At 68.5% G+C, this 20,126-nt stretch carries 23 protein-coding genes; 9 read left to right on the top strand and 14 right to left on the bottom strand.

Going from position 1 to position 20,126, the window contains the following annotated elements; genetic code table 11:
* Positions 1–3: 3 nt before the first annotated feature.
* Both ACZ6DL_RS34075 and ACZ6DL_RS34070 read right to left on the bottom strand, forming a co-directional pair.
* Positions 4–1,320, bottom strand: a complete 1,317-nt coding sequence (locus ACZ6DL_RS34075) for a class I SAM-dependent methyltransferase (RefSeq protein ID WP_466057369.1) — start codon at positions 1,318–1,320, stop codon at positions 4–6.
* A complete protein-coding gene (locus tag ACZ6DL_RS34070; protein WP_466057414.1) occupies positions 1,317–2,759 on the bottom strand; it encodes an FAD-binding oxidoreductase in 1,443 nt (480 codons plus the stop codon). The genes ACZ6DL_RS34075 and ACZ6DL_RS34070 overlap by 4 nt, the downstream gene beginning before the upstream one ends.
* A gap of 199 nt (positions 2,760–2,958) precedes the next feature.
* Between ACZ6DL_RS34070 and ACZ6DL_RS34065 the strand changes: the two genes are divergently transcribed.
* Positions 2,959–3,393: an SRPBCC family protein gene (locus tag ACZ6DL_RS34065; protein WP_040864411.1), complete on the top strand. Its 435-nt coding sequence runs from the start codon at positions 2,959–2,961 to the stop codon at positions 3,391–3,393.
* Positions 3,394–3,445: 52 nt separating this feature from the next.
* Here ACZ6DL_RS34065 and ACZ6DL_RS34060 read toward each other — a convergent pair whose 3' ends face one another.
* The 3 genes from ACZ6DL_RS34060 to ACZ6DL_RS34050 are packed head-to-tail and all read right to left on the bottom strand — an operon-like array spanning position 3,446 to position 5,303.
* Positions 3,446–3,793 (bottom strand): VOC family protein, encoded by a 348-nt coding sequence (locus ACZ6DL_RS34060; protein WP_466057367.1) that lies wholly within the window; start codon positions 3,791–3,793, stop codon positions 3,446–3,448.
* A gap of 14 nt (positions 3,794–3,807) precedes the next feature.
* Positions 3,808–4,620 carry a MerR family transcriptional regulator gene (locus ACZ6DL_RS34055; protein WP_466057365.1) on the bottom strand — a complete coding sequence of 271 codons (813 nt, stop codon included), beginning with the start codon at positions 4,618–4,620 and terminating at the stop codon, positions 3,808–3,810.
* A 50-nt stretch (positions 4,621–4,670) separates the two neighbouring features.
* Positions 4,671–5,303, bottom strand: a complete 633-nt coding sequence (locus ACZ6DL_RS34050) for a hypothetical protein (RefSeq protein ID WP_466057363.1) — start codon at positions 5,301–5,303, stop codon at positions 4,671–4,673.
* Between the two features lie 191 nt (positions 5,304–5,494).
* Between ACZ6DL_RS34050 and ACZ6DL_RS34045 the strand changes: the two genes are divergently transcribed.
* The 3 genes from ACZ6DL_RS34045 to ACZ6DL_RS34035 all read left to right on the top strand — a co-directional run bounded on the left by ACZ6DL_RS34045 (position 5,495) and on the right by ACZ6DL_RS34035 (position 7,130).
* Positions 5,495–5,827, top strand: a complete 333-nt coding sequence (locus tag ACZ6DL_RS34045; protein ID WP_062972321.1) for a YbaB/EbfC family nucleoid-associated protein — start codon at positions 5,495–5,497, stop codon at positions 5,825–5,827.
* 13 nt (positions 5,828–5,840) lie between these two features.
* Entirely contained in the window at positions 5,841–6,449 is a 609-nt protein-coding gene (gene recR, locus ACZ6DL_RS34040; RefSeq protein ID WP_040864415.1) for a recombination mediator RecR, read from the top strand.
* 63 nt (positions 6,450–6,512) lie between these two features.
* Positions 6,513–7,130: a LysE family translocator gene (locus ACZ6DL_RS34035; RefSeq protein WP_466057360.1), complete on the top strand. Its 618-nt coding sequence runs from the start codon at positions 6,513–6,515 to the stop codon at positions 7,128–7,130.
* A gap of 5 nt (positions 7,131–7,135) precedes the next feature.
* On the opposite strand, the gene ACZ6DL_RS34030 is transcribed toward ACZ6DL_RS34035, so the two are convergent.
* A complete protein-coding gene (locus tag ACZ6DL_RS34030; RefSeq protein ID WP_466057358.1) occupies positions 7,136–7,780 on the bottom strand; it encodes a hypothetical protein in 645 nt (214 codons plus the stop codon).
* A gap of 21 nt (positions 7,781–7,801) precedes the next feature.
* Entirely contained in the window at positions 7,802–8,008 is a 207-nt protein-coding gene (locus tag ACZ6DL_RS34025; protein ID WP_391471623.1) for a hypothetical protein, read from the bottom strand.
* Between the two features lie 246 nt (positions 8,009–8,254).
* Between ACZ6DL_RS34025 and ACZ6DL_RS34020 the strand changes: the two genes are divergently transcribed.
* Genes ACZ6DL_RS34020 through ACZ6DL_RS34010 form a run of 3 tightly spaced genes read left to right on the top strand, consistent with a single transcriptional unit; the run spans position 8,255 to position 12,481 of the window.
* Positions 8,255–11,170 carry a circularly permuted type 2 ATP-grasp protein gene (locus tag ACZ6DL_RS34020; RefSeq protein WP_466057412.1) on the top strand — a complete coding sequence of 972 codons (2,916 nt, stop codon included), beginning with the start codon at positions 8,255–8,257 and terminating at the stop codon, positions 11,168–11,170.
* Positions 11,167–12,114 (top strand): transglutaminase family protein, encoded by a 948-nt coding sequence (locus tag ACZ6DL_RS34015; RefSeq protein WP_466057356.1) that lies wholly within the window; start codon positions 11,167–11,169, stop codon positions 12,112–12,114. Before ACZ6DL_RS34020 ends, ACZ6DL_RS34015 begins: the two co-directional genes overlap by 4 nt.
* 22 nt (positions 12,115–12,136) lie before the next feature.
* Positions 12,137–12,481 carry an ester cyclase gene (locus tag ACZ6DL_RS34010; RefSeq protein WP_466057354.1) on the top strand — a complete coding sequence of 115 codons (345 nt, stop codon included), beginning with the start codon at positions 12,137–12,139 and terminating at the stop codon, positions 12,479–12,481.
* Between the two features lie 97 nt (positions 12,482–12,578).
* Here the strand turns inward: ACZ6DL_RS34010 and ACZ6DL_RS34005 are convergent, their stop codons facing one another.
* The gene (locus ACZ6DL_RS34005; RefSeq protein ID WP_466057352.1) at positions 12,579–13,028 is read right to left on the bottom strand and encodes a MerR family transcriptional regulator; all 450 of its coding nucleotides are present in this window, start codon (positions 13,026–13,028) and stop codon (positions 12,579–12,581) included.
* Complete coding sequence (locus ACZ6DL_RS34000) at positions 13,025–13,321, bottom strand: hypothetical protein (protein WP_466057350.1); 297 nt, start codon at positions 13,319–13,321, stop codon at positions 13,025–13,027. Before ACZ6DL_RS34000 ends, ACZ6DL_RS34005 begins: the two co-directional genes overlap by 4 nt.
* Positions 13,322–13,510: 189 nt before the next feature.
* Here ACZ6DL_RS34000 and ACZ6DL_RS33995 point away from each other — a divergent pair, with 189 nt between their 5' ends.
* Together ACZ6DL_RS33995 and ACZ6DL_RS33990 are read left to right on the top strand one after the other, a co-directional pair.
* Positions 13,511–13,840: an ArsR/SmtB family transcription factor gene (locus ACZ6DL_RS33995; RefSeq protein ID WP_466057348.1), complete on the top strand. Its 330-nt coding sequence runs from the start codon at positions 13,511–13,513 to the stop codon at positions 13,838–13,840.
* Positions 13,840–14,613 (top strand): cation efflux transmembrane domain-containing protein, encoded by a 774-nt coding sequence (locus tag ACZ6DL_RS33990; RefSeq protein WP_466057346.1) that lies wholly within the window; start codon positions 13,840–13,842, stop codon positions 14,611–14,613. The genes ACZ6DL_RS33995 and ACZ6DL_RS33990 overlap by 1 nt, the downstream gene beginning before the upstream one ends.
* On the opposite strand, the gene ACZ6DL_RS33985 is transcribed toward ACZ6DL_RS33990, so the two are convergent.
* The 5 genes from ACZ6DL_RS33985 to ACZ6DL_RS33965 form a co-directional block, all read right to left on the bottom strand.
* Positions 14,583–15,287 (bottom strand): type 1 glutamine amidotransferase, encoded by a 705-nt coding sequence (locus ACZ6DL_RS33985; protein ID WP_062972307.1) that lies wholly within the window; start codon positions 15,285–15,287, stop codon positions 14,583–14,585. The two genes, ACZ6DL_RS33990 and ACZ6DL_RS33985, sit on opposite strands and share 31 nt — an antisense overlap.
* Entirely contained in the window at positions 15,284–16,522 is a 1,239-nt protein-coding gene (locus tag ACZ6DL_RS33980) for a DUF1727 domain-containing protein (protein WP_466057344.1), read from the bottom strand. Before ACZ6DL_RS33980 ends, ACZ6DL_RS33985 begins: the two co-directional genes overlap by 4 nt.
* 65 nt (positions 16,523–16,587) lie before the next feature.
* Positions 16,588–17,229 (bottom strand): pyridoxamine 5'-phosphate oxidase family protein, encoded by a 642-nt coding sequence (locus ACZ6DL_RS33975; RefSeq protein WP_466057342.1) that lies wholly within the window; start codon positions 17,227–17,229, stop codon positions 16,588–16,590.
* A gap of 302 nt (positions 17,230–17,531) precedes the next feature.
* Positions 17,532–17,954, bottom strand: a complete 423-nt coding sequence (locus tag ACZ6DL_RS33970; RefSeq protein WP_466057340.1) for a hypothetical protein — start codon at positions 17,952–17,954, stop codon at positions 17,532–17,534.
* Between the two features lie 337 nt (positions 17,955–18,291).
* Positions 18,292–20,064, bottom strand: a complete 1,773-nt coding sequence (locus ACZ6DL_RS33965; RefSeq protein WP_466057338.1) for a hydroxysqualene dehydroxylase — start codon at positions 20,062–20,064, stop codon at positions 18,292–18,294.
* Between the last annotated feature and the right edge of the window lie 62 nt (positions 20,065–20,126).

The raw sequence follows: 20,126 nt of genomic DNA, 5'->3' as shown, positions 1-20,126 counted from the left end.
GGACTACGGCTGCCACCACGGGCGCAGCGGCACGGTCCAGTCGCCGTCGGCGGGGAGCTTGACCCCCAGCACCTGGTGCAGCTGAACCACGTTGCGCTGGAAGCCCAGCCGGCAACCCGCCATGTACAGGCCCCACACCTTCGCGGTGCCCTCGCCGACCTCGGCCACGCAGGCGTCCCAGTTGGCGACCAGGTTCTTGCACCATTCGTGCAGGGTCAGCGCGTAGTGCTCGCGCAGGTTCTCCTCGTGCAGCACCTCGAGCCCGATGTTCTGGATCTCCGAGATGATCCGCCCGGAGCCGATCAGCTCGCCGTCCGGGAACACGTAGCGGTCGATGAAATCGCCCGCCTTGGTGGTGCGGGTGTTGTCCGGGCGGGTGATGCAGTGATTCAGGAACAGGCCGCCGTCGCGCAGCTTGCTCTTGATGAAGTCGAAGTAGAACGGGTAGTTGTGCACACCGATGTGCTCGGTGAGGCCGATCGAGGACACCGCGTCGAACTCGCCCTCCGGCACATCGCGGTAGTCGGAATGGCGCACCTCCGCCAGGTCGGCCAGGCCTTCCTCGGCGATCTTCTTCTGCGCCCAGTCCGCCTGCTCGGCCGAGAGCGTCGCGCCGATCACCTTCACGCCGCGCTTGGCGGCATAGCGCACCATGCCGCCCCAGCCGCAGCCGATGTCGAGCAGCCGGTCGCCCTCCTTCAACCGGAGCTTCTCGAACACCAAGCGGTACTTGTTCTCCTGTGCCTGCTCGAGCGTCCAGTTCTCGTCGCCGTAGACCGCGCAGGTGTAGGTCATCGACGGGCCGAGCACGTACTCGTAGAAGGCGTTCGAGACGTCGTAATGGTGGTGGATCGCTTCGGCGTCGCGGGTCTTGGAGTGGCGCAGGCCCTCGAAGGCGATCCGACGCCAGCGCGGCAGGGTCTCCTGCGGCGGCGGGGCGACCGGCTTGAGCCGCTCCCAGCCCAGCGAGCGCGCGATGGTCACCAGTGCCAGCGCGGACGGACGGCGGAACTTCAACCCGTCCAGCGCCTTCAGGATCTCGTACGGATCACCCGGGTGCACGCCGGTCGCGGTCATGTCGCCGGAAATGTAGGCGCGGGCCATGCCCAGGTCGCCCGGGGCCGTCGCCAGATAGTTGATGCCGCGCGGGGTCCGGATGTCCAGGCCGAACTCCGAATCCTGCGGTCCGGTCGCGCTGCCGTCGTAGGCCGTCAGGCGGATCGGGACTTCGCCCTCGACGAGGGTCTCGAAGATCTCGGCAATGCTGAGCTTGGTCCCGAGATCGGCGAAGACATCGGAACGGTCCTTGAATGTCGTCATCTGCGTTGCACCGCCTTCGAATACAAATCCAGCAGGCGCTGGTCCGGGTCGTAGCGTTTCTTCAGTTCGGTATAGGTGTTTCCGCCGTAGAGCGCCGCGAACTCATCCTTGTCGTAGAAGGAATCCGAGTACAGCGACTTATGACCGTCGAACTCGGTCACCGTGCGCTCGATCGCGCGGTTGGCCGCGCCCTCTCGCTGCCCGGGGGTGGTGGGCACGGCCGACCAGAATCCGACATTCACATAGGTCCGGTCCGGCTCCAGCGGGTACAGCGGCCAGGTGCGTCCGCCCGGCCCATCCGGGTCGCCGCTCTCGCGCAAACGCAGTGGGCACAGCCAGATCGGCTCGATCGGGATCTCGCGCAGAAACCATTCCACGAAGTCGGCGGTGCGGTCCACCGGCACCTCGATGTCCTGCACGACCCGCTCGCGTGGGGGATTGCCCTTGCGCGCCTCCAGCTTGTCCGCGATGGCGTACTTGTGATCCAGCGCCACGAGCTTCCAGTAGAAGCTGCTGCGCCGGTAGCGTTTCGGCCAGATTCGGCGGATCCTAGGGTGCTGTGCGCCGAAGGCGCGCGAGCACCAGAACCAGTCGGTGTCCCAGCGCCACAGGTAGTCGTGGATGGTCAGGCGGTCGCGCTTGGGCGTGTCGCCGTCGTGCTGGATGGACCGGTAGTAGATGTCCATACCGGTGTAGTCGCTGACCGGGCCTGGCTCGTCGGTGCGGCGGCCCAGCGTCAGGTAGCTCTCCTCGGCGGAGAAGACGACGCCGTCGAGATAGTCGACGGGCTCACCGTCGAAGGCGCGGTCCGTCACGATCGTCGCGAGGGCCGCCTCCAGTTCGCGCAGGTCCCGGAAACGCACGTGTCGCAGCGCGACGTACGGCCGCACCTCTTCCAGCTCGATCTTCAACCGCACCGTGTAGCCCAGCGTGCCGTAGGAGTTCGGGAATCCGCGGAACAGATCGGCGTGCTCGTTGTGGGGCGTGGCGGTGAGGATCTCGCCCGCGCCGGTGAGCACGTCCATCTCCAGCACCGACTCGTGCGGCAGGCCGCTGCGGAAGGACGTGGACTCGATGCCGAGGCCGGTGACCGCGCCGCCCAGCGTGATCGTCTTGAGCTGGGGAACGACCAGCGGCGCGAGCCCGTACGGGAGGGTGGCGGCGACCAGCTCCTCGTAGGTGGTCATGCCCGCGACATCGGCGGTCTTGGCGACCGGGTCGACGGCGATGACCCGGGTCAGTCCGGAGACGTCGAGACCAGGCGCGGGGTTCTTCGCCCTGGCGCGGAATAGGTTCGACGTTTTCTTCGCCAACCGGACGTTGGCGTGCTCGGGTATCGCGCGGTAGCTCGCCAAAAGACGGTCAACGCCCGCTCGATGCGCGGCAAATCCTGATTCGCGTGCGGCCGGTGCGTGTCCGGCCTTCCCCAACAGACTCACTGCCACCCCTCGACGCTAGTACGGACCAAACGGCGGGGCCACCGCGCGGGCATGGTGGCGGAGAAATGTCACGCATATGTTGCGAAATGGAATACCGAATTGTCTGGAGTAGTTCGCGGCACCCTCGGCGCTTTCCTCCGGCGCCGACAGTGCAGGATGGAGATCGGTCGAGACACCGCATCCGGACAAGGAGCTCATTGTGGGACAGGTCAGCGCCAGTAGTTCGATCGACGTGCAGGCGGATCCGCAGCGCGCGCTGGAGGCCATCGCCGACTACGACACGGTGCGTCCGCGCATTCTCTCGTCGCACTACCGCGACTACAAGGTGGTCGAAGGCGGCAAGGGCGCGGGCACCGTCGCGGAGTGGACGTTGCAGGCCACCGAGAAGCGCTCGCGTAACGTGCACGCGGTCGTCTCGGTATCCGATTCCATTGTCACCGAGCGCGACTCGAATTCGACGCTGGTGAACACCTGGACCGTCACGCCGGAGGGCACGGGAGCGCGGGTCACGCTGCGCACCACCTGGAAAGGCGCGGGCGGTATCGCGGGCATCTTCGAAGGCATCTTCGCGCCGCTCGGCCTGAAGAAGATCCAGGCCGAGGTGCTCGGGAACCTGCAGCGCGAACTGGCCTGATCGGACGGACGCGACGACGGTCCGTCGGGCCGTCGTCGCGATGTCGAGCGGCCTACTCGGCCGCGATGTCGAAGAGGTTCCCCTCGGGATCGGCCAGCGTCGTCCACTTCATGCCCCACTCGTCGAAGTCGCCGACGTGCTTCGCGCCGAGGCCGATCGCGCGTCCGACTTCGTCCCGGTCGGAGGCGAGCAGGTCGAGGTGGATCACGTTCTTTCCGGGGTTCTTGTCGGGCACCCGGAGGAACATCAGCGCGGTCGCGGCGCCCGTGGTCCGGCCGACGGTGGCGAACTCCGGGGTGGGGCCGGGATCGACGGGCGTGTCCAGCAATCGCGACCAGAATTCGGCGAGCGCGCCCGCGTTCTCGCAGTCGATGGTGACATGGGCGATAGAGAGCGTCATGGATGTCTCCTTGTTCACGGTTGGGCGATGGGCCAGCACACTTCGGTGCGGTAGGCGGCGGGATCGTCGGACACATCCGGTCCGAGCAGGTACAACTCGCGGATCGGTTCGGGCAACGCGACATCGTGTTCGGCGACATGACTGCCCAGCGCGCCGTAGGTGCGGTCGAAATCCTCGAACGGGCCCTCGTGCACGGTGACGGCGAATCGGCGCGTGGGTAACTCGATCGCCGAAAGGCCTGGGGGCAAGACGATATCGGCGTCGGCGACCGGGACGAACGCCACGACCGCGCCCTCGTCCTGTTCGAAGAAATCGGTGCCGTAGGTGGCGCCGCCGACCCCCGCGGGTGCGATACCCGCGGCGGCCAGCGCCTCGTACAACGCCGGGAACGTCGACGCGCACCACTGGTCGATGTGTTCGCGCGCCACCGTCGCGCCGATCGCCGCGGCCGGGAACGCCGGAACCACGCGATACTCCACGGTGATCGGGGGTGCGGGCGTCAACAGCGAGCGCAACGACGCCACGACCGCACGGGTACGGATCAGCTCCGCCTCCATGCGCTCCAGATGCGCGCGCAGCGTGGCGTCACGGGCGTCGTCATCCGGCGCGGCGAGGACGGCGCGGATCTCCGGGACCGGCATGTCCAGCTCGCGCAGCCGCCGGATCAACTGTGCCTGCGTGACCTGCGCCGTCGCGTACCGCCGATAGCCCGAACCGGCGTCCACGTCGACCGGAGCCAGTAGGCCGATCTCGTGGTAGTAGCGCAACGTCTTCACGCTGAGATTGCTCAGCCTGGAGAACTCCCCGATGGGGACGGTTGCCGTCATGGCACCAGCCAACACCCTCCACCGACGGGAGGGTCAACGACACCCGGTGTTCAGGCGAGCGCGAAGGTCAGCAGCAGGGTGGTCTGGAACGCGCCGCGCCACCACGAATAGCCGAACCACACACCCGGGGTGACCTCCCGGATCTCGTCGTAGACCGGCGGCGTCGGTGAGGGTGCGTAGTTCAGTGCCCAGGCAGGCTGCCCGTCGGTCAGTGCGGGGGCCGCGTAGACGTCGGCGCGCCAGCCCTCGATGCCCGCACCGGTGAGGCGGTTCATCAGGTAGCCGCCGTCCGGGCCGGTGTAGAAGGTCTTGCCGATCCACAGCGGGGGCGCGACGGCTTGCATGACCGGTGGACGAGTGACCCAGCCCGACTTCACGCCGGAGGGAACGTCGCCGAGCGGCGCGGCGCGGAAGATCGCGTCCTGCTGCTGCGCCGAGCACCGGAAGCGCAGCGAATCGAGTGTCGCGGCCTTGTCGTCGGGATAGAGAACGCAACCGTCACCGTAGTCCGCGACCGCCGGGGTGGTTTCGGCATCGATGACCTCTTGGGCATCGATCACCTCGGTCGCATCGATGATCTCGGTGTCCGCGGACGCCGTTGGCGCCGTAGCGCCGAGAAAGATGCTTGGAACACCAAGCGTGAGCACCAGGGTGCTCAGGAAACGTGCACGAACTGCGATCATCTTTGTCTCCAGATTTGCACACCGACCCCGACTCGGTGTCGATGGTAAGGCGCGCTCGGTCGGTCTCCACCGGAACTACCCAACCTGTTATCCACCATGCGCCGCGACATCGGACCCGTCGGGCCGCGCCGGGGACACGGTGCGGCAGGACTAGGCTGGCCGGTGACACCTTCTCCAGAGAGGACCCTCCCGTGCAGCCAGGTGGCCAGTTCGATATGCAACAGTTGCTCGCCCAGGCGCAGCAGATGCAGCAGGCGGTGATGGAAGCCCAGGAAGAGATCGCGGCGACCGAGGTGGAAGGCGAGGCGGGCGGCGGCCTGGTCCGGGTCACCATCAAGGCCAGCGGCGAGGTGGTGTCGCTGACCATCGACCCGAAGGCCGTGGACCCCGACGACGTCGAGACTTTGCAGGACCTGGTCATCGGCGCGGTCAACGACGCGATGGCCAACGCGCAGCGCGTCGCCGCGGAACGGCTCGGACCGCTGTCCGGCGGGCTCGGCGGCGGTTCGCTGCCCGGTTTCTGAGCCGGGGTAGCAGTTGTACGAGGGTCCGGTCCAGGATCTGATCGACGAATTGGGCAAGCTGCCCGGCGTCGGTCCGAAGAGCGCCCAGCGCATCGCCTTTCACCTGCTCGGGGTGGAGCCGCCGGAGATCGATCGGTTGCAGGCCGCGCTGCAGAAGGTGCGCGACGGTGTGCAGTTCTGCGTGACGTGCGGGACGGTCTCCGACGGCGAGCTGTGCCGTATCTGCGCCGACCCGCGCCGGGACCGGACGATGATCTGCGTGGTCGAGGAACCCAAGGACGTGCAGGCGATCGAGCGCACCCGGGAGTTCCGCGGTCGCTACCACGTGCTCGGCGGCGCGCTCGATCCGCTCAGCGGCATCGGCCCCGACCAGCTGCGCATCCGGGAGTTGCTGGCGCGCATCGGAAACCAGGAGGACGGCGTCGACGTCAGCGAGGTGATCATCGCGACCGATCCGAACACCGAGGGCGAGGCCACGGCCACCTATCTGGTCCGGATGCTGCGCGACTTCCCCGGCCTGAGCGTGACCAGGCTGGCCTCGGGCCTGCCGATGGGCGGCGACCTCGAATTCGCCGACGAACTGACCCTCGGCCGCGCGCTGTCCGGGCGGCGCGCGCTGTAGCAGGCGCGAACGCCTCTCCCGAGCGGGATTGCGCGCCGCCCGGCATGGGTTACCGTGTCGGAGATGAGCATCGAATTCTTGCTGACGACGCTCGTCATCGTCGCCACCCCCGGAACCGGCGTGCTGTTCACGCTCGCGGCCGGACTGTCCAGGGGCGTAAGGGCCGCGGCGATCGCGGCTTTCGGCTGCACGCTCGGCACCGTCCCGCACCTGATCGCGGCGATCACGGGTCTGGCCGCGCTGCTGAACGCCGGCGCGGTCGCGTTCCAGACGCTGAAGTACCTCGGCGTCGCCTATCTGGTGTACATGGCCTGGAGCACCTTCCGGGACAAAGGCGCGCTCGCCGTGCCGGAACGGACCGGGCACACCGCGCCCTCGGCGCGGAAGGTGATCACCTCGGCGGTGCTGCTGAACCTGCTCAACCCCAAGCTGACCATCTTCTTCTTCGCGTTCCTCCCGCAGTTCGTGCCCAGCGGCGCGCCGGACGCGGTCGCGCGCATGCTCGAGCTGAGCGGCATCTTCATGCTCGCGACCTTCGCGGTCTTCGCGGTGTACGGTGCCTGCGCGGCCGCCGTCCGCGACCAGGTCGTGTCCCGGCCCGCCGTCGTCACCTGGACGCGGCGGGTTTTCGGCGTCTCGTTCCTCGCGCTGGCCGGCCGGCTGGCCATCCAGAACCAGTGACGGTGCTAGAGATCGACGCGAGACCAGGGTAGGCCGGGGAAACGGCTGCGGTCGTCGTTGGCCCAGCCCCAGATGAGGGCGGCCACGGTGGCCGGGTCGGAGACGGTTGTGCCGAAATGCCTGTCGGGATCGCCGTCCCGGTATTCCACGGTGTACGCGCCGGAGTTGTCGCGGTAGGTCTGGATGTAGAACTGGTCGCCGCGCTCGACCACGAGGTACGGGTTGGGCGGGCTCAGCTCCGGGATCCACTGCTGGACAAGCGCTTCGGTCAGGTACGGGAACTCGCCCGCGCCACCGTGCGTGACCATGGCGCTGACGTGCCCGGCGGGATCGATCAGCCAGGCCAGCTGGGGGTCGTAGACGGCGTAGTTCAGCGGTGTGGCCAGTTCGAACAGCAGGTGGCGGACGAAACCGATCGCGTCGTAGGGACACGCCACGTGCAGCACCGCGCCGGTGGCCGCGCCGCCGACCGGCGCGGTGCTGAGAAAGCCGTCCTCCTCGGGCAGTTCCGCGTTGCGTCTGTTCAGTTCGGCCGCGATCCGCGCTACCGTCCCCGACTCGGGGGCGCCCTGCTGGGTGCTCAGGTAGGCGTCGACCTCCGCGATCGACGACGCGACACCGGACGGCAGCAACACGTGGTCATAGCTCACCGGGCCAGGGTACGGAACCGTTCAGGCGCGGCGGCGGACCGTGTCGTCGTCGGTGCACCGGCAGCCGCCCGCGAGGTCTCGGCAATCGAGGACGAAGGCGTGCCGGTCATGGCTGAGCTCGAGGCACTGCTCGTCGGTGCATTCCGCGATCCGGCTCGCGTGCACGATCAGGGTTCCATGGCAGTGGTCGAACGCGGATTCGCAAGATGAACAACCTGGTGTACGCATATGACCTCCTGACGAGATCTTTGTCGTGGTTCGGTGATACCACCGGCTCGGCGGTCGCGGTGGGACCCCGGCCCGTGTGTCGCCGTGTCCGGCGCAGGCGCGGCCACGCCGCGCGGGCTGCCGGTTCGCCCGGCGCCGGGGCCGCGACATGCGAAAATAGTCACACAGCCCGCCGGGCGCGGACCGCCCGGAGCGTTCGACGACCGTTGGTACGGATGGCGCGGAAGCGAGGTCGGCGCGGTGACGTTGCGCGATGAGCGGCGGGAGACCGCGACCGGCGCCACGGTGCGCGAGCAGTTCACGCGCTACCGCTCGGAGGGCGCCGAAACCGCCGCCTACGACGAATGCGGCGCGCCGGTCGCGGGTTACTACGACGAACTGGTCGACGCGGACGGCAACGTGCGCCGGATGTGGTCGGAGCTGTCGGCCGACTTCGCCGAACTCGGCGGGGACGGCCTCGGCAGGCTGGACAGCCGGGTGCGCAGGCTGATCGATGACGACGGCATCACCTACCTCGAGGTGGGTGCAGCGGCCGAAACCCCGGCGCCGTGGCGCCTCGATCCGATTCCCCTGCTGGTCGCCGCCGACGATTGGACCCGGCTGGAGGCCGGGTTGGAGCAGCGCTCCCGCGTGTTCGACGAGGTGCTCACCGATATCTACGGGCCGCGCAGGACGCTCGGCTCGGGACTGCTCGCGCCGGAGGCCGTGTTCGGCAACCGCGGCTACGTCCGGGCCGCGCACGGCATCACCGTGCCGGGGCGGCACCAACTCTTCCTGCACGCCTGCGATATCAGCCGTTGGAGCGACGGCCGGTTCCGGGCCCTCGCCGACTGGACGCAGGCGCCGGCGGGCGCCGGATACGCACTGGCGGACCGCAGGGTGGTCTCGACCGCTGTCCCGGAATCGTTCGAGCACGCCAATCCGCGTCCGCTGACGCCATTCGCCAGGGCGATGCGCTTGATGCTGATCGAATCGGCGCCGACCGACGACGACGAGCCGGTGGTCGTGGTGCTCAGCCCCGGCGTGCACTCCGAGACCGCGTTCGATCAGGCGTATCTCGCTTCCACGCTCGGTTTTCCGCTGGTGGAGAGCGCCGATCTGGTGGTGCGCGACGGCGCGCTGTGGATGCGGTCGCTGGGCACGCTGAAGCGGGTGGACGTGGTGTTGCGCCGGGTGGACGCCGAATTCTCCGATCCGCTCGATCTGCGGCCGGATTCGCGGCTGGGCGTGGTGGGACTGGTCGAGGTACTGCGGCGCGGCGCGGTGACGGTGGTGAACACGCTCGGCAGCGGGCTGTTGGAGAATCCCGCGCTGGCCGGTTTCCTGCCCGCCTTGTCCCGCGCGCTGCTGGGCGAGGACCTGCTGCTGGAGAGCGCGCCGTCGTACTGGGGTGGGCACGAGCGGGAACGCAAGCACTTGATCGCGAAGCTGCACGAGCTGATCCTCCGCTCCGCGGTCGACGGGGCCACGGTGTTCGGTCCCGAGCTGAGCCGGGATCAGCGCGCGGAGCTCGAGGCCAGGATCGATGCGCACGGGTGGCAGTGGGTGGGCCAGGAACCGGCGCAGTTCTCCGTCACGCCCGCCATCCGCGATCGCGGCGGCCTCGGCGCGGCTCCCGTCGGCATGCGGTTGTTCTCGCTCGCCCACCGGGGCGGCTACACCGTGATGTCCGGTGGTCTCGGCCAGTTGCGTCAGCGCACGCCCGATCGTGCCGCGCGCAAGGTCGCCGCCAAGGACATCTGGGTACGGGCCGCGCCGCTGCCCGCCGCCGCGATCAGCACCGAGCCGCCCCGCGAGCGCGAACGGCGCACCGCCCCCGCCGTGGCGGCGATCAGCTCACCGCGCGTGCTCAACGACCTGTTCTGGATCGGCCGTTACGGCGAGCGCGCGGAGAACGCCGCCCGTCTGCTGATCGCCACCCACGAGCGCTACCAGGAGTTCCGTTATCGCCCCTGGTTGGAAGGCGCCGCGGCGATGCCGATCCTGCTGGCCGCCCTCGGCCGGGTCACCGCCACCGCGGCCCCGACCGAGGGACTGTTCGGCCCCGAAGTGCGAGCCCTTGCGCCGCAGCAGAGTTCGGCCGATCGCGGCACGCTCGCGCCGGGCGTCGCCGTCGACGGGGGAGTCGCGCGATACGGCGACGAGCGGGCGCACGCCGGGGCCGGATCGGCCGTGCGTGCCGAAGGGCAGCCGAGACCCGTTCCGGCACTGACCGGTGCGGGAGGGACCGCCCGCGAGGAAGCCGTTGCCGGTGCCGATGCGCATCCGGTCGCGGCCGGCGTGGAGGCCGTTGCCCGGCGATCGGACAGCGACGAGACGACGAGCGCGGCGGAGAACAGCGCGCCGCCGGTGCCCGGCGCGTCCCGTGCCGGTCACGACTACCTCGTCGCGCTGACGATCGACCGGGAGCTGCCCGGATCGCTGGCCTTCGCGATCGACCGGTACGGCAACGCCGCGCGCGCCGTGCGCGACCAGTTGTCGGTGGACACGTGGATGATCCTCGGTGCGGTCGACCGCGCGCTGGCCGGTTATCCGGCCGGGGTGGACGACCTGGAGGCGGAGTTGTCGGACGTGCATTCGAGCACCCTGGCCGGGCTGCTCGCGCTGTCCGGGATCGACGGAGAGTCACTGATCCGCGACACCGGATGGCACGTCAGGGACATCGGCAAGCGCATCGAGCGCGGCCTCGCCATGACCGCGTTGCTCTCGGCCGCGCTGACCAAGCGGTATCCGGAGCAGGCCGAGCGAGAAGTGACGGACTGGGTGTTGCGAGCCACCGAGTCCTCGGTGAGTTACCGCAGGCGGCATCAGGATTCGACGCGCCTGTCGAACGTCGCCGAACTCCTGCTGTTCGACACGGCCAACCCGCGCTCACTGGCTTACCAGCTGGAGCGGTTGCACGCCGATTTCCACGCGTTGCCAGGCGCTTCGGCGTCCTCGCGTCCGCAGCGGCTGCTCGCGGACGCACGCCGCATGCTGCGCCGCCTCGACCCCGACGACTTGGAGGTCACCGACTCCGACGACCGGCGCACCGAGCTGGCGGAGTTGCTGGAGGGAGTGCACTTGCGTCTGCGCAAGGTATCCGAATCCTTCGAGACCACGACGCTGTCGCTGCCGGTCGGCATCCAGCCGCTGTGGGGTAGCGCGCAGGTTGTCGAATGACCGGCCCGGGCGGTGCGGTGCGCCGCTATCAAGTGGAGCATCGCACCAAGTACTCGTACTCCGGGGAGGTCACCAATTCGTACGGTCGCGCGTACCTGACGCCGCGTGATTTGCCCGGTCAGCGACTGCTGTCCCACGACATCCGGATCGACCCGGCTCCCTCGGACCGGTCGGTGGGCGCGGACGTGTACGGCAACATCACCTCCTACTTCCACGTCACCACCGAACATCGTGCGCTGACCGTCGTCGGCGAATCGCTGGTCGAACTCGACGCCCCCCTTCGGGATGGCGGCCCGGCCGCCGAACCGTGGGAAAAAGCGCGGCCGACCGGTGCGAACGGACCGTTCGCCGTGGAGTTCGCCCTCGACCTGCACCCGCCGGAGATCACTGCGGAGGTCGCGGCGTACACGGCCGAATCCTTCCCGCCGGGCAGGCCGCTGCTGGACGCGGTGGCCGAGCTGAACACGCGTATCCACGACGACTTCGCCTACCGGTCCGGCGCCACGACGGTGTCCACTCGGGTGGCCGACGTGTTCGCCGCACGCGCAGGCGTCTGTCAGGACTTCGCCCGCCTCGCCGTCGCCTGCCTGCGGTCGCACGGCCTCGCCGCCCGTTACGTGTCCGGCTACCTGGCCACCGATCCGCCGCCGGGCAAGGAGCGGATGGTCGGCGCCGACGCCACGCACGCCTGGGCGGCCGTGTGGACGCCGGCCGCGCAGGGGCCCGACCGCGCCGGCCACTGGCTCGACCTCGACCCCACCAACGACCAGTTCGGCGACGAGCGCTACATCACCGCCGCCTGGGGCCGGGACTACGCGGACGTCCCTCCGCTGCGCGGCATCATCTACACCGACGCCAAGGACAGCACGATCACCGTTTCCGTCGACGTCACCGAGATCGGAATCAGACCGGCACGCGATGTACCGGTACCGCACGACCCTTGATCGCCACCGCGAAGGACCAGTTTTGACAGTCGACCAGAAGGCCGCCGCCCAACGGATGTACGAGGCGTTCAACGCCCGTGACTACACGGCGACCGAGGAGATCTTCACCCACGATTTCTACAGCCACCCGCTCGAAGCCACCGGGCCGAGCAGCGTCGTCCTGGCATGGAAACGTTTCCATCAAGCCTTCCCCGACGTCCGCGTCGTCGTCGAGGACATGATCGTCGACGGCGATCGGGTCGCCGTACGAACCAGCGTGCACGGCATCCCCGACCGGCACCCACCGATGATGCTGGAGATGTTCACGATCCGCGACGGTCGGATAGCCGAACTCTGGGGATTGTCCTCCCTACGGCGCGAGGCCTGAGAGCGTCGCGATTCCGTCGCGTAGGACTCCGGCGGTGATCAGGATCGGAACGGGGTAGCACCCGAGGCGGATCAACGCGCCCACCGGCGCCGTGTCCTCAGCGGTCACCGTCGGTCCCTGTACCGGTGACGTCTCTGTCGGTGGCGGCGAATGGGACCGGGCAGCAGGGGTTCTCACTACAGGCGATCAGGTCGTCACATCCGGCCGCGAGTGCGGTGAGCAGGGTGCCGCGCACTGCGGTCAGCTCGGCGAGTTTCGCGTCGATCTCGGCCAGCTTGGCCGCGGCGCGGGCCTGAAGCCCGGCATCGGTGCGGCGGCGGCCGAACCGGGTGGCGGTGAGCAGCTCGGTGACCTCGTCGAGGGTGAACCCGAGCCGCTGGGCCGCTTTGATCACTCGCAACAGCGTGACCGACTGCTCCGGATACAGTCGATGGCCACCCGAGGACCGCCGCGGTTCGGCGAGCAGCCCGCGCCGCTCGTAATACCGCAACGTCTGGGCGTTCACTCCCGCCGCCGCGGCAAGCTCGCCGGTGCGCAGGCCGGTCACCTCCGGCCGCCGATCGAGGCATCCACCCGGGTGGCGAGCGCGTCGAGGACCTCGATCCCGGTCTCGGGAACCTCGATGTGCATCACCGGCCCGGCATCGGTGGCATCGAATCCGAAGGCGAAGAACGAGCAGCACACCGATTCCCGGGCGGCGAGATCCCGGCCGACCGGTTCGGCGTCGGCGTTCAGCAGCAGATCCAGCCGCGTGCGCGCGGGCCGGCGCGCGCCGCGTACCGACTCGGCGAAGAACCGATCGAACTCCGCGACCCGGACAGGCTGTTCGACAGTGGGCAAGGTGCATGACTCCGGCACCCAATCAGAGGAAGGCGAAATCATCATGTGGCCACGGTAAGCCTGTACCCGGGTACAGGATGCAACCCCGACCAGCGAAATCGGGCCCGATCTCCAGCGCTTCGAGTCACGAGGAGACCACCTTGACGATTCACTGATTTCTGAATACAGATTCTAATGTACTGTGAGTGTGTGGAGACGTTGCCGCACACCGACGCGCTGGCCCGATTCGGACACGCCCTGTCGGACCCGACCCGCGCCCGGATCCTGCTCGCATTGCGTGCGGCCCCGGCCTACCCGTCGGAGATGGCCGAACGGATCGGGGTCACGCGGCAGATCCTGTCCAACCATCTGGCCTGCCTGCGCGGCTGTGGCCTGGTCGTCGCGGTTCCGGAGGGGCGGCGCAGCCGTTATGAACTGGCCGATCCGCGCATAGCCGCGGCCTTGGCGGATCTGCTGGGCTTGGTGCTGGCGGTGGATCCGGCGTGCTGCCCGGAGGCCGATATCGAGGGTTGCTGCTGATGTCCGCGCCCCTGGGCATCCCCTCGTTCCCGGCCGCAGCGAATCAGCCGTCGCGGCGACGGGAGCTGCTGGCCCGGCGAATCCGCTGGTTGGTCGCCGGGACGATCACCTACAACGTGATCGAGGCGGTCATCGCGCTCACCGAAGGGGCGCGGGTGTCATCGACCGCGCTGATCGGGTTCGGACTGGACTCGGTGATCGAGGTGTCCTCGGCCGCCGCGGTCGCCTGGCAGTTCGCCGGCCGCGACCCCGAGGCGCGGGAGAAGATCACGCTGCGGATCATCGCGTTCTCCTTCTTCGCCCTCGCCGCGTACGTGGTCGTCGACTCCGTGCGCGCACTGCTGGGTGTGGGAGCGGCCGTGCATTCCCCGGTCGGCATCATCCTGGCGGCGGTGAGCCTGGTGATCATGCCGGTGCTGTCGGCAGCGCAGCGCCGCGCCGGGCGCGAACTCGGATCCGCATCCGCGGTCGCCGACTCCAAGCAAACTCTGCTGTGCACGTACCTTTCGGCGGTGCTGCTGGCCGGGTTGCTGATCGACAGCGTGCTCGGCCGGTCGTGGGCCGACCCGATCGCCGCCCTGGTCATCGCCGCCATCGCGGTCAAGGAAGGCGTCAACGCCTGGCGCGGTGACACCTGCTGCCCGACCCCGGTCGGCGCCACGGACGCGAGCGGCTGCGACTGCTGCGACCGACGCTCCCACGAGCTCACGGAGCCGGACTCGGACCAGACCACCCGCCGGACTCAGGCGCGCAGGCGCTCCCGGCGGAGCTGATCGACCTCGGGGAGGTCGAGGGGAGCCAGCTCGGTGACGCCGAGGGCGCGCGTCAGCAGCAGGTCGGCGAGTTCGGGGTTGCGGGCCAGCGCGGGGCCGTGCATGTAGGTGCCGATCACCGAACCCTGGACGACGCCCTCCAGCCCGTCGCCGACGCCGTTGCCGACGCCACGGGTGACGCGCGCAAGGCCGTGCGCTTCACCGCCGAGTTTCGTACCGCCACGGTGGTTTTCGAAGCCGGTGAGCGCGGCGGTGAGCCCGTCGAGCAGCGGTGCGGTGGTCACCTCGCCGATCGCGCGTTCGGCCTGCGGCGAGGTGGTGACGTCGATCAGGCCCACGCCGTCCACCCGCTCGCCCACCGAGGTCTCGTACCACTGGCCGAGCACCTGGATGGCCGCGCAGATGGCCAGTACCGGAGCGCCTTTCGCGGCGGCGCGCTGCAAGCCGGGATAGCGTTGCAGGTGCCGGGTGGCCAGCCGCTGGGCGGAATCCTCCGCGCCGCCCAAGGTGTAGATGTCCAGGGAATCCGGCACCGGGTCGGACAGCGTGATCTCCACGATCTCGGCGTCGTAGCCGCGCATGCGCAGTCGCTGGCGCAGCACGAGGGCGTTGCCGCCGTCGCCGTAGGTGCCCATCACGTCCGGCAGCACCAGGCCGATCCGAAAAGTACTCATGATGCCTGCTCCTCGAGGTCACGGTTGAGATCGCGGAACGCGGTGTAGTTCGCCAGCACTTCGACGTGGCCGGCGGGGCACGACGCGATGGCGCGCACCGGATCGGGCACCAAGGTGTGCTCCACGCCCGCGTAGGTCAGCCGCACCGCCAGGTCGGTGGCGCGCTCGCCCGCGGCCACCACCTGCACGCCTTCGAAGTGCTCGAACCGCACGTCCCACAGCCAGGACAGGTCCTCGCCGTCGGGCACCTGGCCGTTCACCGCGATCACCAGGCCCGCGGAGGTCGGCTCGATCATCGACAGCGCCTCCTGCCAGCCTGCCGGATTCTTCGCCAGCAGCAGACGCGCGTCGTGCTCACCGACCTGCACGGTGCGGTAGCGGCCCGCGATCTCGCGGACCGTGCCCGCGGCCGCGACGGCCTGCTCCGCGTCGGCGCCGAGTGCGACGGCGGCGGCCACCGCCTGCGCCGCGTTGCCGCGATTGGCCCGGCCCGGCAGCGCGAGCCGCAGCGGGAACCGCGCGTCCTCGGGCCCGACCAAGTCTTCCCCGTCGAGCCACCAATCCGGTTCGGGACGTCGGAAATCCGCACCGGTACTGCGCCAGTGCGTGCCCTCCCAGACGATCGGCTCACCGCTGCGCGGGCAGCTGGTCGCGTCCATCGCCCAGCCGCTGCCCGCGGACACCCACACCACGTTGGGGTGGTCGTAGGCGATGGAGGTGACCAGGACGTCGTCGCAGTTGGCGACCACGACGGTGGCGGGGTGCCGGGCCAGCCCGGCGCGCAGCTTGCGCTCGATCATGTTGATCTCGCCGACCCGGTCGAGCTGGTCGCGGCTGAGGTTGAGCAGCACCACCGCCGAGGGGTTCAGCGAATCGGTGACGTGCGGCAGGTGCAGTTCGTCCACCTCGATCGCGGCCAGCGGCGCGCGCCGGTGCGCGTTGAGCGCGGCGACGATGCCCGCGTCCATGTTCGCGCCGTCGGCCTGGGTCGCGACCGCGCCGAGGGTGCTGAGCGCGGCGGTGGTCATCCGCGTGGTGGTGGACTTGCCGTTCGTGCCGGTCACCAGCACGGTGCGCCGCTGCCGCCCCAACTGGTCCATGACGGTCGGATCGATCTTCAACGCGATCAGGCCGCCGATCATCGAGCCCTTGCCGCGACCCGCCTTCTGCGAGGCCCAGGACGCCGCTCCCGCCGCCGCCAGCGCGAGCCGTCCGCGCACCGATATGTCTGCCACGTCGCGAGTCTATGTTCGCCCCGCGCTCCGGGCGCGCCGCGGTGGGGTGGCGTGGGCCACGCGGTTCAGTTCCGGTAGAGCTTGGCCGCGTAGTTCTCCGGCGAGTAGTAGCGCTCCAGTTCCTCCACCGTCTCGGTTACGTTCGTCTGCACCTCTTTGACCAGGCACGCAGCGCTCGGCAAGGTGTCCTCCGGCCACTGCTCGGGCTCCCACAGGTGGCTGCGCATGAACGCCTTGGCGCAATGGAAGAAGATCTGGTCGATATCCACCTCCACGGCGAGGATCGGACGGTGCCCGTGCACCACCATGTCGTCGAAGTACGGCGCGTCGCGCACCAGCCGGGCGTGGCCGTTGATCCGCAGCGTCTCGCGGCGGCCGGGGATCACGAACAGCAGGCCGACATGCGGGTTGGCCAGGATGTTGAGATAGCCGTCGGCGCGCCGGTTACCGGGGCGCTCCGGCACGGCGAGGGTGGTGTCGTCGAGCACCCGCACGAACCCGGCCGGATCGCCTTTCGGGGAGGCGTCGCAGTTGCCGTTCGCATCGCTGGTGCTCATCACCAGGAACGGGGAGGCGGCGATCCACTCCCGGTCCCTGGCGTGCAGCGCGGCCCGCTCCTTGGTGGCGGTGCGCGGCGCGACTTCGCCGAGCAACGCCCGTAGATCCGCCGGGTCGGTGATCTCGTCGGAGGCGATGCTCTCACGCATAGTTCGATTCAAGCACCGCAGCCCGGAGGATGGCGCTCGAAATCGGTTCTTGCGAGGGGAGATCGATCACATCCGTTCGCACCGGGATGTCCAGGATGTTGGGACTACCCGGCTGTGTAGCGGTCAGCACAACGACACCGACCCGCAGCACACCCGCCCATTCAGCGGATGTGCGAACTGCTGACCATCAACCCCCCTCGGCATACACGAGGCTGCGTCAGCGTGGGCGCGAGCGCTGTGTGCCGCACTTTTATGCCGGTCGGCCGCTCCGTCGGAGAACTCCGACGAGGCCAGGAGTGCGGCTATCTAGCGATGAAGTCGACAGACGTTTCCACATTGCCCGGCTGCATTCCGGCATCGGTCAACACCTTGAAATCACATCGACTACGTAGCTTGTACCACCGTCCTCGATCGATTTTTATGCTCGAATGGAGGAGGTAGTCGCGCGGGATGTTTTGATGATCGTCGGAGTAGCCGGCAATTCCGCCTATTGTGGTATGGCAGTTCATGCCGCCGTACACAACGTTTTGAGTCGCGGGCAATAGCTTCAATGACCATGCGAACATGTTCGAACTGTAGTTCACCTGGCCGGTGAACTTCGCGATATTGTTCTGGTACTCTCGATACGCAGAACTTGCCGTGAATTCCAGGTCGGCTGGATTCGGTTCAGCGGCAGCAAAGCTCGGCATGCATAAGAGCGCGGCAGTGGCGAGAGCCTGCCGCAAAAGTATATTTCATTATCCCCCCAGTGAAAAGCGCGATCTACAACCAGTCCATTCTTACTGCGCGCAGAGTGTGGGAGTCTTGCTGGGCGAATTCGTACTCGACCTCGACGCTGTCGCCTATCGAGATATCCTCGAAATTCCTCCCGCGTAATGAGTCCAATCCGAACCAGATGTGATCTCCGGTGATGGACTCAACGATTCCTGTCGCGCGCTTGCTGTTCCAACGCCAGATTTTTCCCCGCGTTTTGAGGTCCCCCTCTTCCCCGTGCATAGGCAGAGACTATCGCTTTGCTGACATCAGCGCAATAACTCGAGAACGGTCATCCGGGTGTTCCGTTCAGACCGGCACGTCGAACAGGTTCGGCTGTCCCGCCGCGTAGCGGTCGGCGTCGATCCGGCGCAGCGGTTCCAGTTCGGGCGCGCGGAAGAGGGTGTACGTCCGGCAGCGCTCCGCGTTCGAACCGGCCACGTCCAGCAGCGCGTTCACCGCGGCGCGCGCGGACTCGTTGGCGCCCTCCATGGTCGCGAGGTCGACATTCGTGCGCACGTAGTCGCCTGCCAGGAAGAGGTTTTCCAGGGCGCCGTGCGCCTGCGGACGGTACTCCCACGACCCGGCGGTGTTGATCAGCAGCGGATCGGCGTTGGCATTGCGCCGCTGCCCCTCCTGCCAGGTGATGCCCGGGTCGAGGAACCAGGAGTGCAGGTCGGCGTCGCCAAGCACCTCGCCGCGGTCGTCCAGGTGCGCCCGGATCTGTGCCCACGCCTCGCGCGCGATCTCCTCGTGCGTGCACTCTTTGGCTGGTTTGCCGAACAGGATGCCGGGGGTGTTCCAGTCGGAGATGTCCACCGACAGGCAGTCCCGCACAGCGCCGTCGCCGAACTCGGTCAGCTTGCGGCGCCACAGCTGGTTCTGACTGATCGAGGTGAGCGACCACGGCGCGTCGATATAGGCGGTGTGGCCGCGCGAGATGTCGGCCGACCTGCGCAGATAGAACTGGATGCCGTTCATCCAGTCGGTGACGAGGTTATCCATCCCCGCCAATTCCGGCTGGACGGCGAGCACCTGCGGCGACCATAGGGTGCGCGCTCGTTCGGCGGGCAGCGCGACGACGAAATAGTCCGCCTCGATCGTGCGCTGCGCGCCGGTTTCGTCGACGACGCGGGCCGCGACGATCCTGCGGTCGCGCACCTCCAGCTCGCGCACCTCGGTGCCGAGCGCGAACTCGGCCCCGAGTTCACGGATCCGCCGCATCCACGGCTCGATCCAGACCGCGGTGGTCGGGCCGTTGAGCACGCGGTCCAAGCCGCCGTCGTTGCCGATCCCCATCGGATTGCCGAGGAACTGCTCGCCCATCGTGCCGATGGTGCGCACGCTCGCCACGTTCTCCTTCGCGGCGACCATGATGCTGGTCAGCGTGCGCGAGAGCAGCGCGCGGAACTCGTGCGAACGGGCGTGGCCGCCGACAAAATCGTGCCAGGAGGTGCGCTCCCACTGGCCGACGCGGCGTGCATCGCAGCTGGTGTTGAAGACCAGCAGACGTTCGGCGAAGTAGATGCCCTCGTCGGGGGGCATCTTCAGCGCGGTCGACAGCGCAGCGCCGAGCGTTTCGCGGAAACTGTCCGGAGAGAATTCGGCCCGAGAACGCGGACCGAGCGGGACGCGGAAGTCGTCGCCGCCGTGGCGGGCGAATCGCGCTTCCGGTACAGCGACGAGGTTGTCCCATACGCCGTTCGCATTGCCCGGGAACGGGATTCGGCGCATGGTGTCGGGCACGTGCTGATAGAAGCCCGGGAAGAAGCGGAAGCCGTGTTCACCGGGCAGGTCCGGTCGTCCTTCGACTCCGGTGCCCGGTACGCCGACGCTGCGGGCTTTGCCGCCCCACGCACGCTTTTCGTAGACGGTGACCTGGAATCCGCGTTCGGCCAGCTCGTGCGCGGCGGTGAGACCGGCGACACCGCCGCCCAGCACCGCGACCCGTCTTCCGCCGGGATTCGCCGCGCCCGGCGTCGGTCGCACCGCACCCGCCGCCAGCGCACCCGCTGCCGCTCCCGCCACGACCGTGTTACGAAGCAGTGTTCTTCGCGATACGGTCCATCGATTTTCTGCCATGCGCCGCTCTGTTGCTAGAACCGGGACCAACTTCCACGCCGGGCACTACTGTAAGGCGGCAA

The sequence above is a fragment of the Nocardia sp. NPDC041819 genome (assembly GCF_055590505.1).
Note: the sequence above shows the minus strand (reverse complement) of the source record. Positions and strands in the feature narration are given on the sequence as shown.

What these genes read in the sequence shown, in the direction of transcription:
- ACZ6DL_RS34075 (WP_466057369.1), bottom strand. Translation starts at nt 1,320, where the DNA reads ATGACGACATTCAAGGACCGTTCCGATGTCTTCGCCGATCTCGGGACC.
- ACZ6DL_RS34060 (WP_466057367.1), bottom strand. Translation starts at nt 3,793, where the DNA reads ATGACGCTCTCTATCGCCCATGTCACCATCGACTGCGAGAACGCGGGC.
- ACZ6DL_RS34055 (WP_466057365.1), bottom strand. Translation starts at nt 4,620, where the DNA reads ATGACGGCAACCGTCCCCATCGGGGAGTTCTCCAGGCTGAGCAATCTC.
- ACZ6DL_RS34050 (WP_466057363.1), bottom strand. Translation starts at nt 5,303, where the DNA reads ATGATCGCAGTTCGTGCACGTTTCCTGAGCACCCTGGTGCTCACGCTT.
- ACZ6DL_RS34035 (WP_466057360.1), top strand. Translation starts at nt 6,513, where the DNA reads ATGAGCATCGAATTCTTGCTGACGACGCTCGTCATCGTCGCCACCCCC.
- ACZ6DL_RS34025 (WP_391471623.1), bottom strand. Translation starts at nt 8,008, where the DNA reads ATGCGTACACCAGGTTGTTCATCTTGCGAATCCGCGTTCGACCACTGC.
- ACZ6DL_RS34015 (WP_466057356.1), top strand. Translation starts at nt 11,167, where the DNA reads ATGACCGGCCCGGGCGGTGCGGTGCGCCGCTATCAAGTGGAGCATCGC.
- ACZ6DL_RS33990 (WP_466057346.1), top strand. Translation starts at nt 13,840, where the DNA reads ATGTCCGCGCCCCTGGGCATCCCCTCGTTCCCGGCCGCAGCGAATCAG.
- ACZ6DL_RS33985 (WP_062972307.1), bottom strand. Translation starts at nt 15,287, where the DNA reads ATGAGTACTTTTCGGATCGGCCTGGTGCTGCCGGACGTGATGGGCACC.
- ACZ6DL_RS33975 (WP_466057342.1), bottom strand. Translation starts at nt 17,229, where the DNA reads ATGCGTGAGAGCATCGCCTCCGACGAGATCACCGACCCGGCGGATCTA.
- ACZ6DL_RS33965 (WP_466057338.1), bottom strand. Translation starts at nt 20,064, where the DNA reads ATGGCAGAAAATCGATGGACCGTATCGCGAAGAACACTGCTTCGTAAC.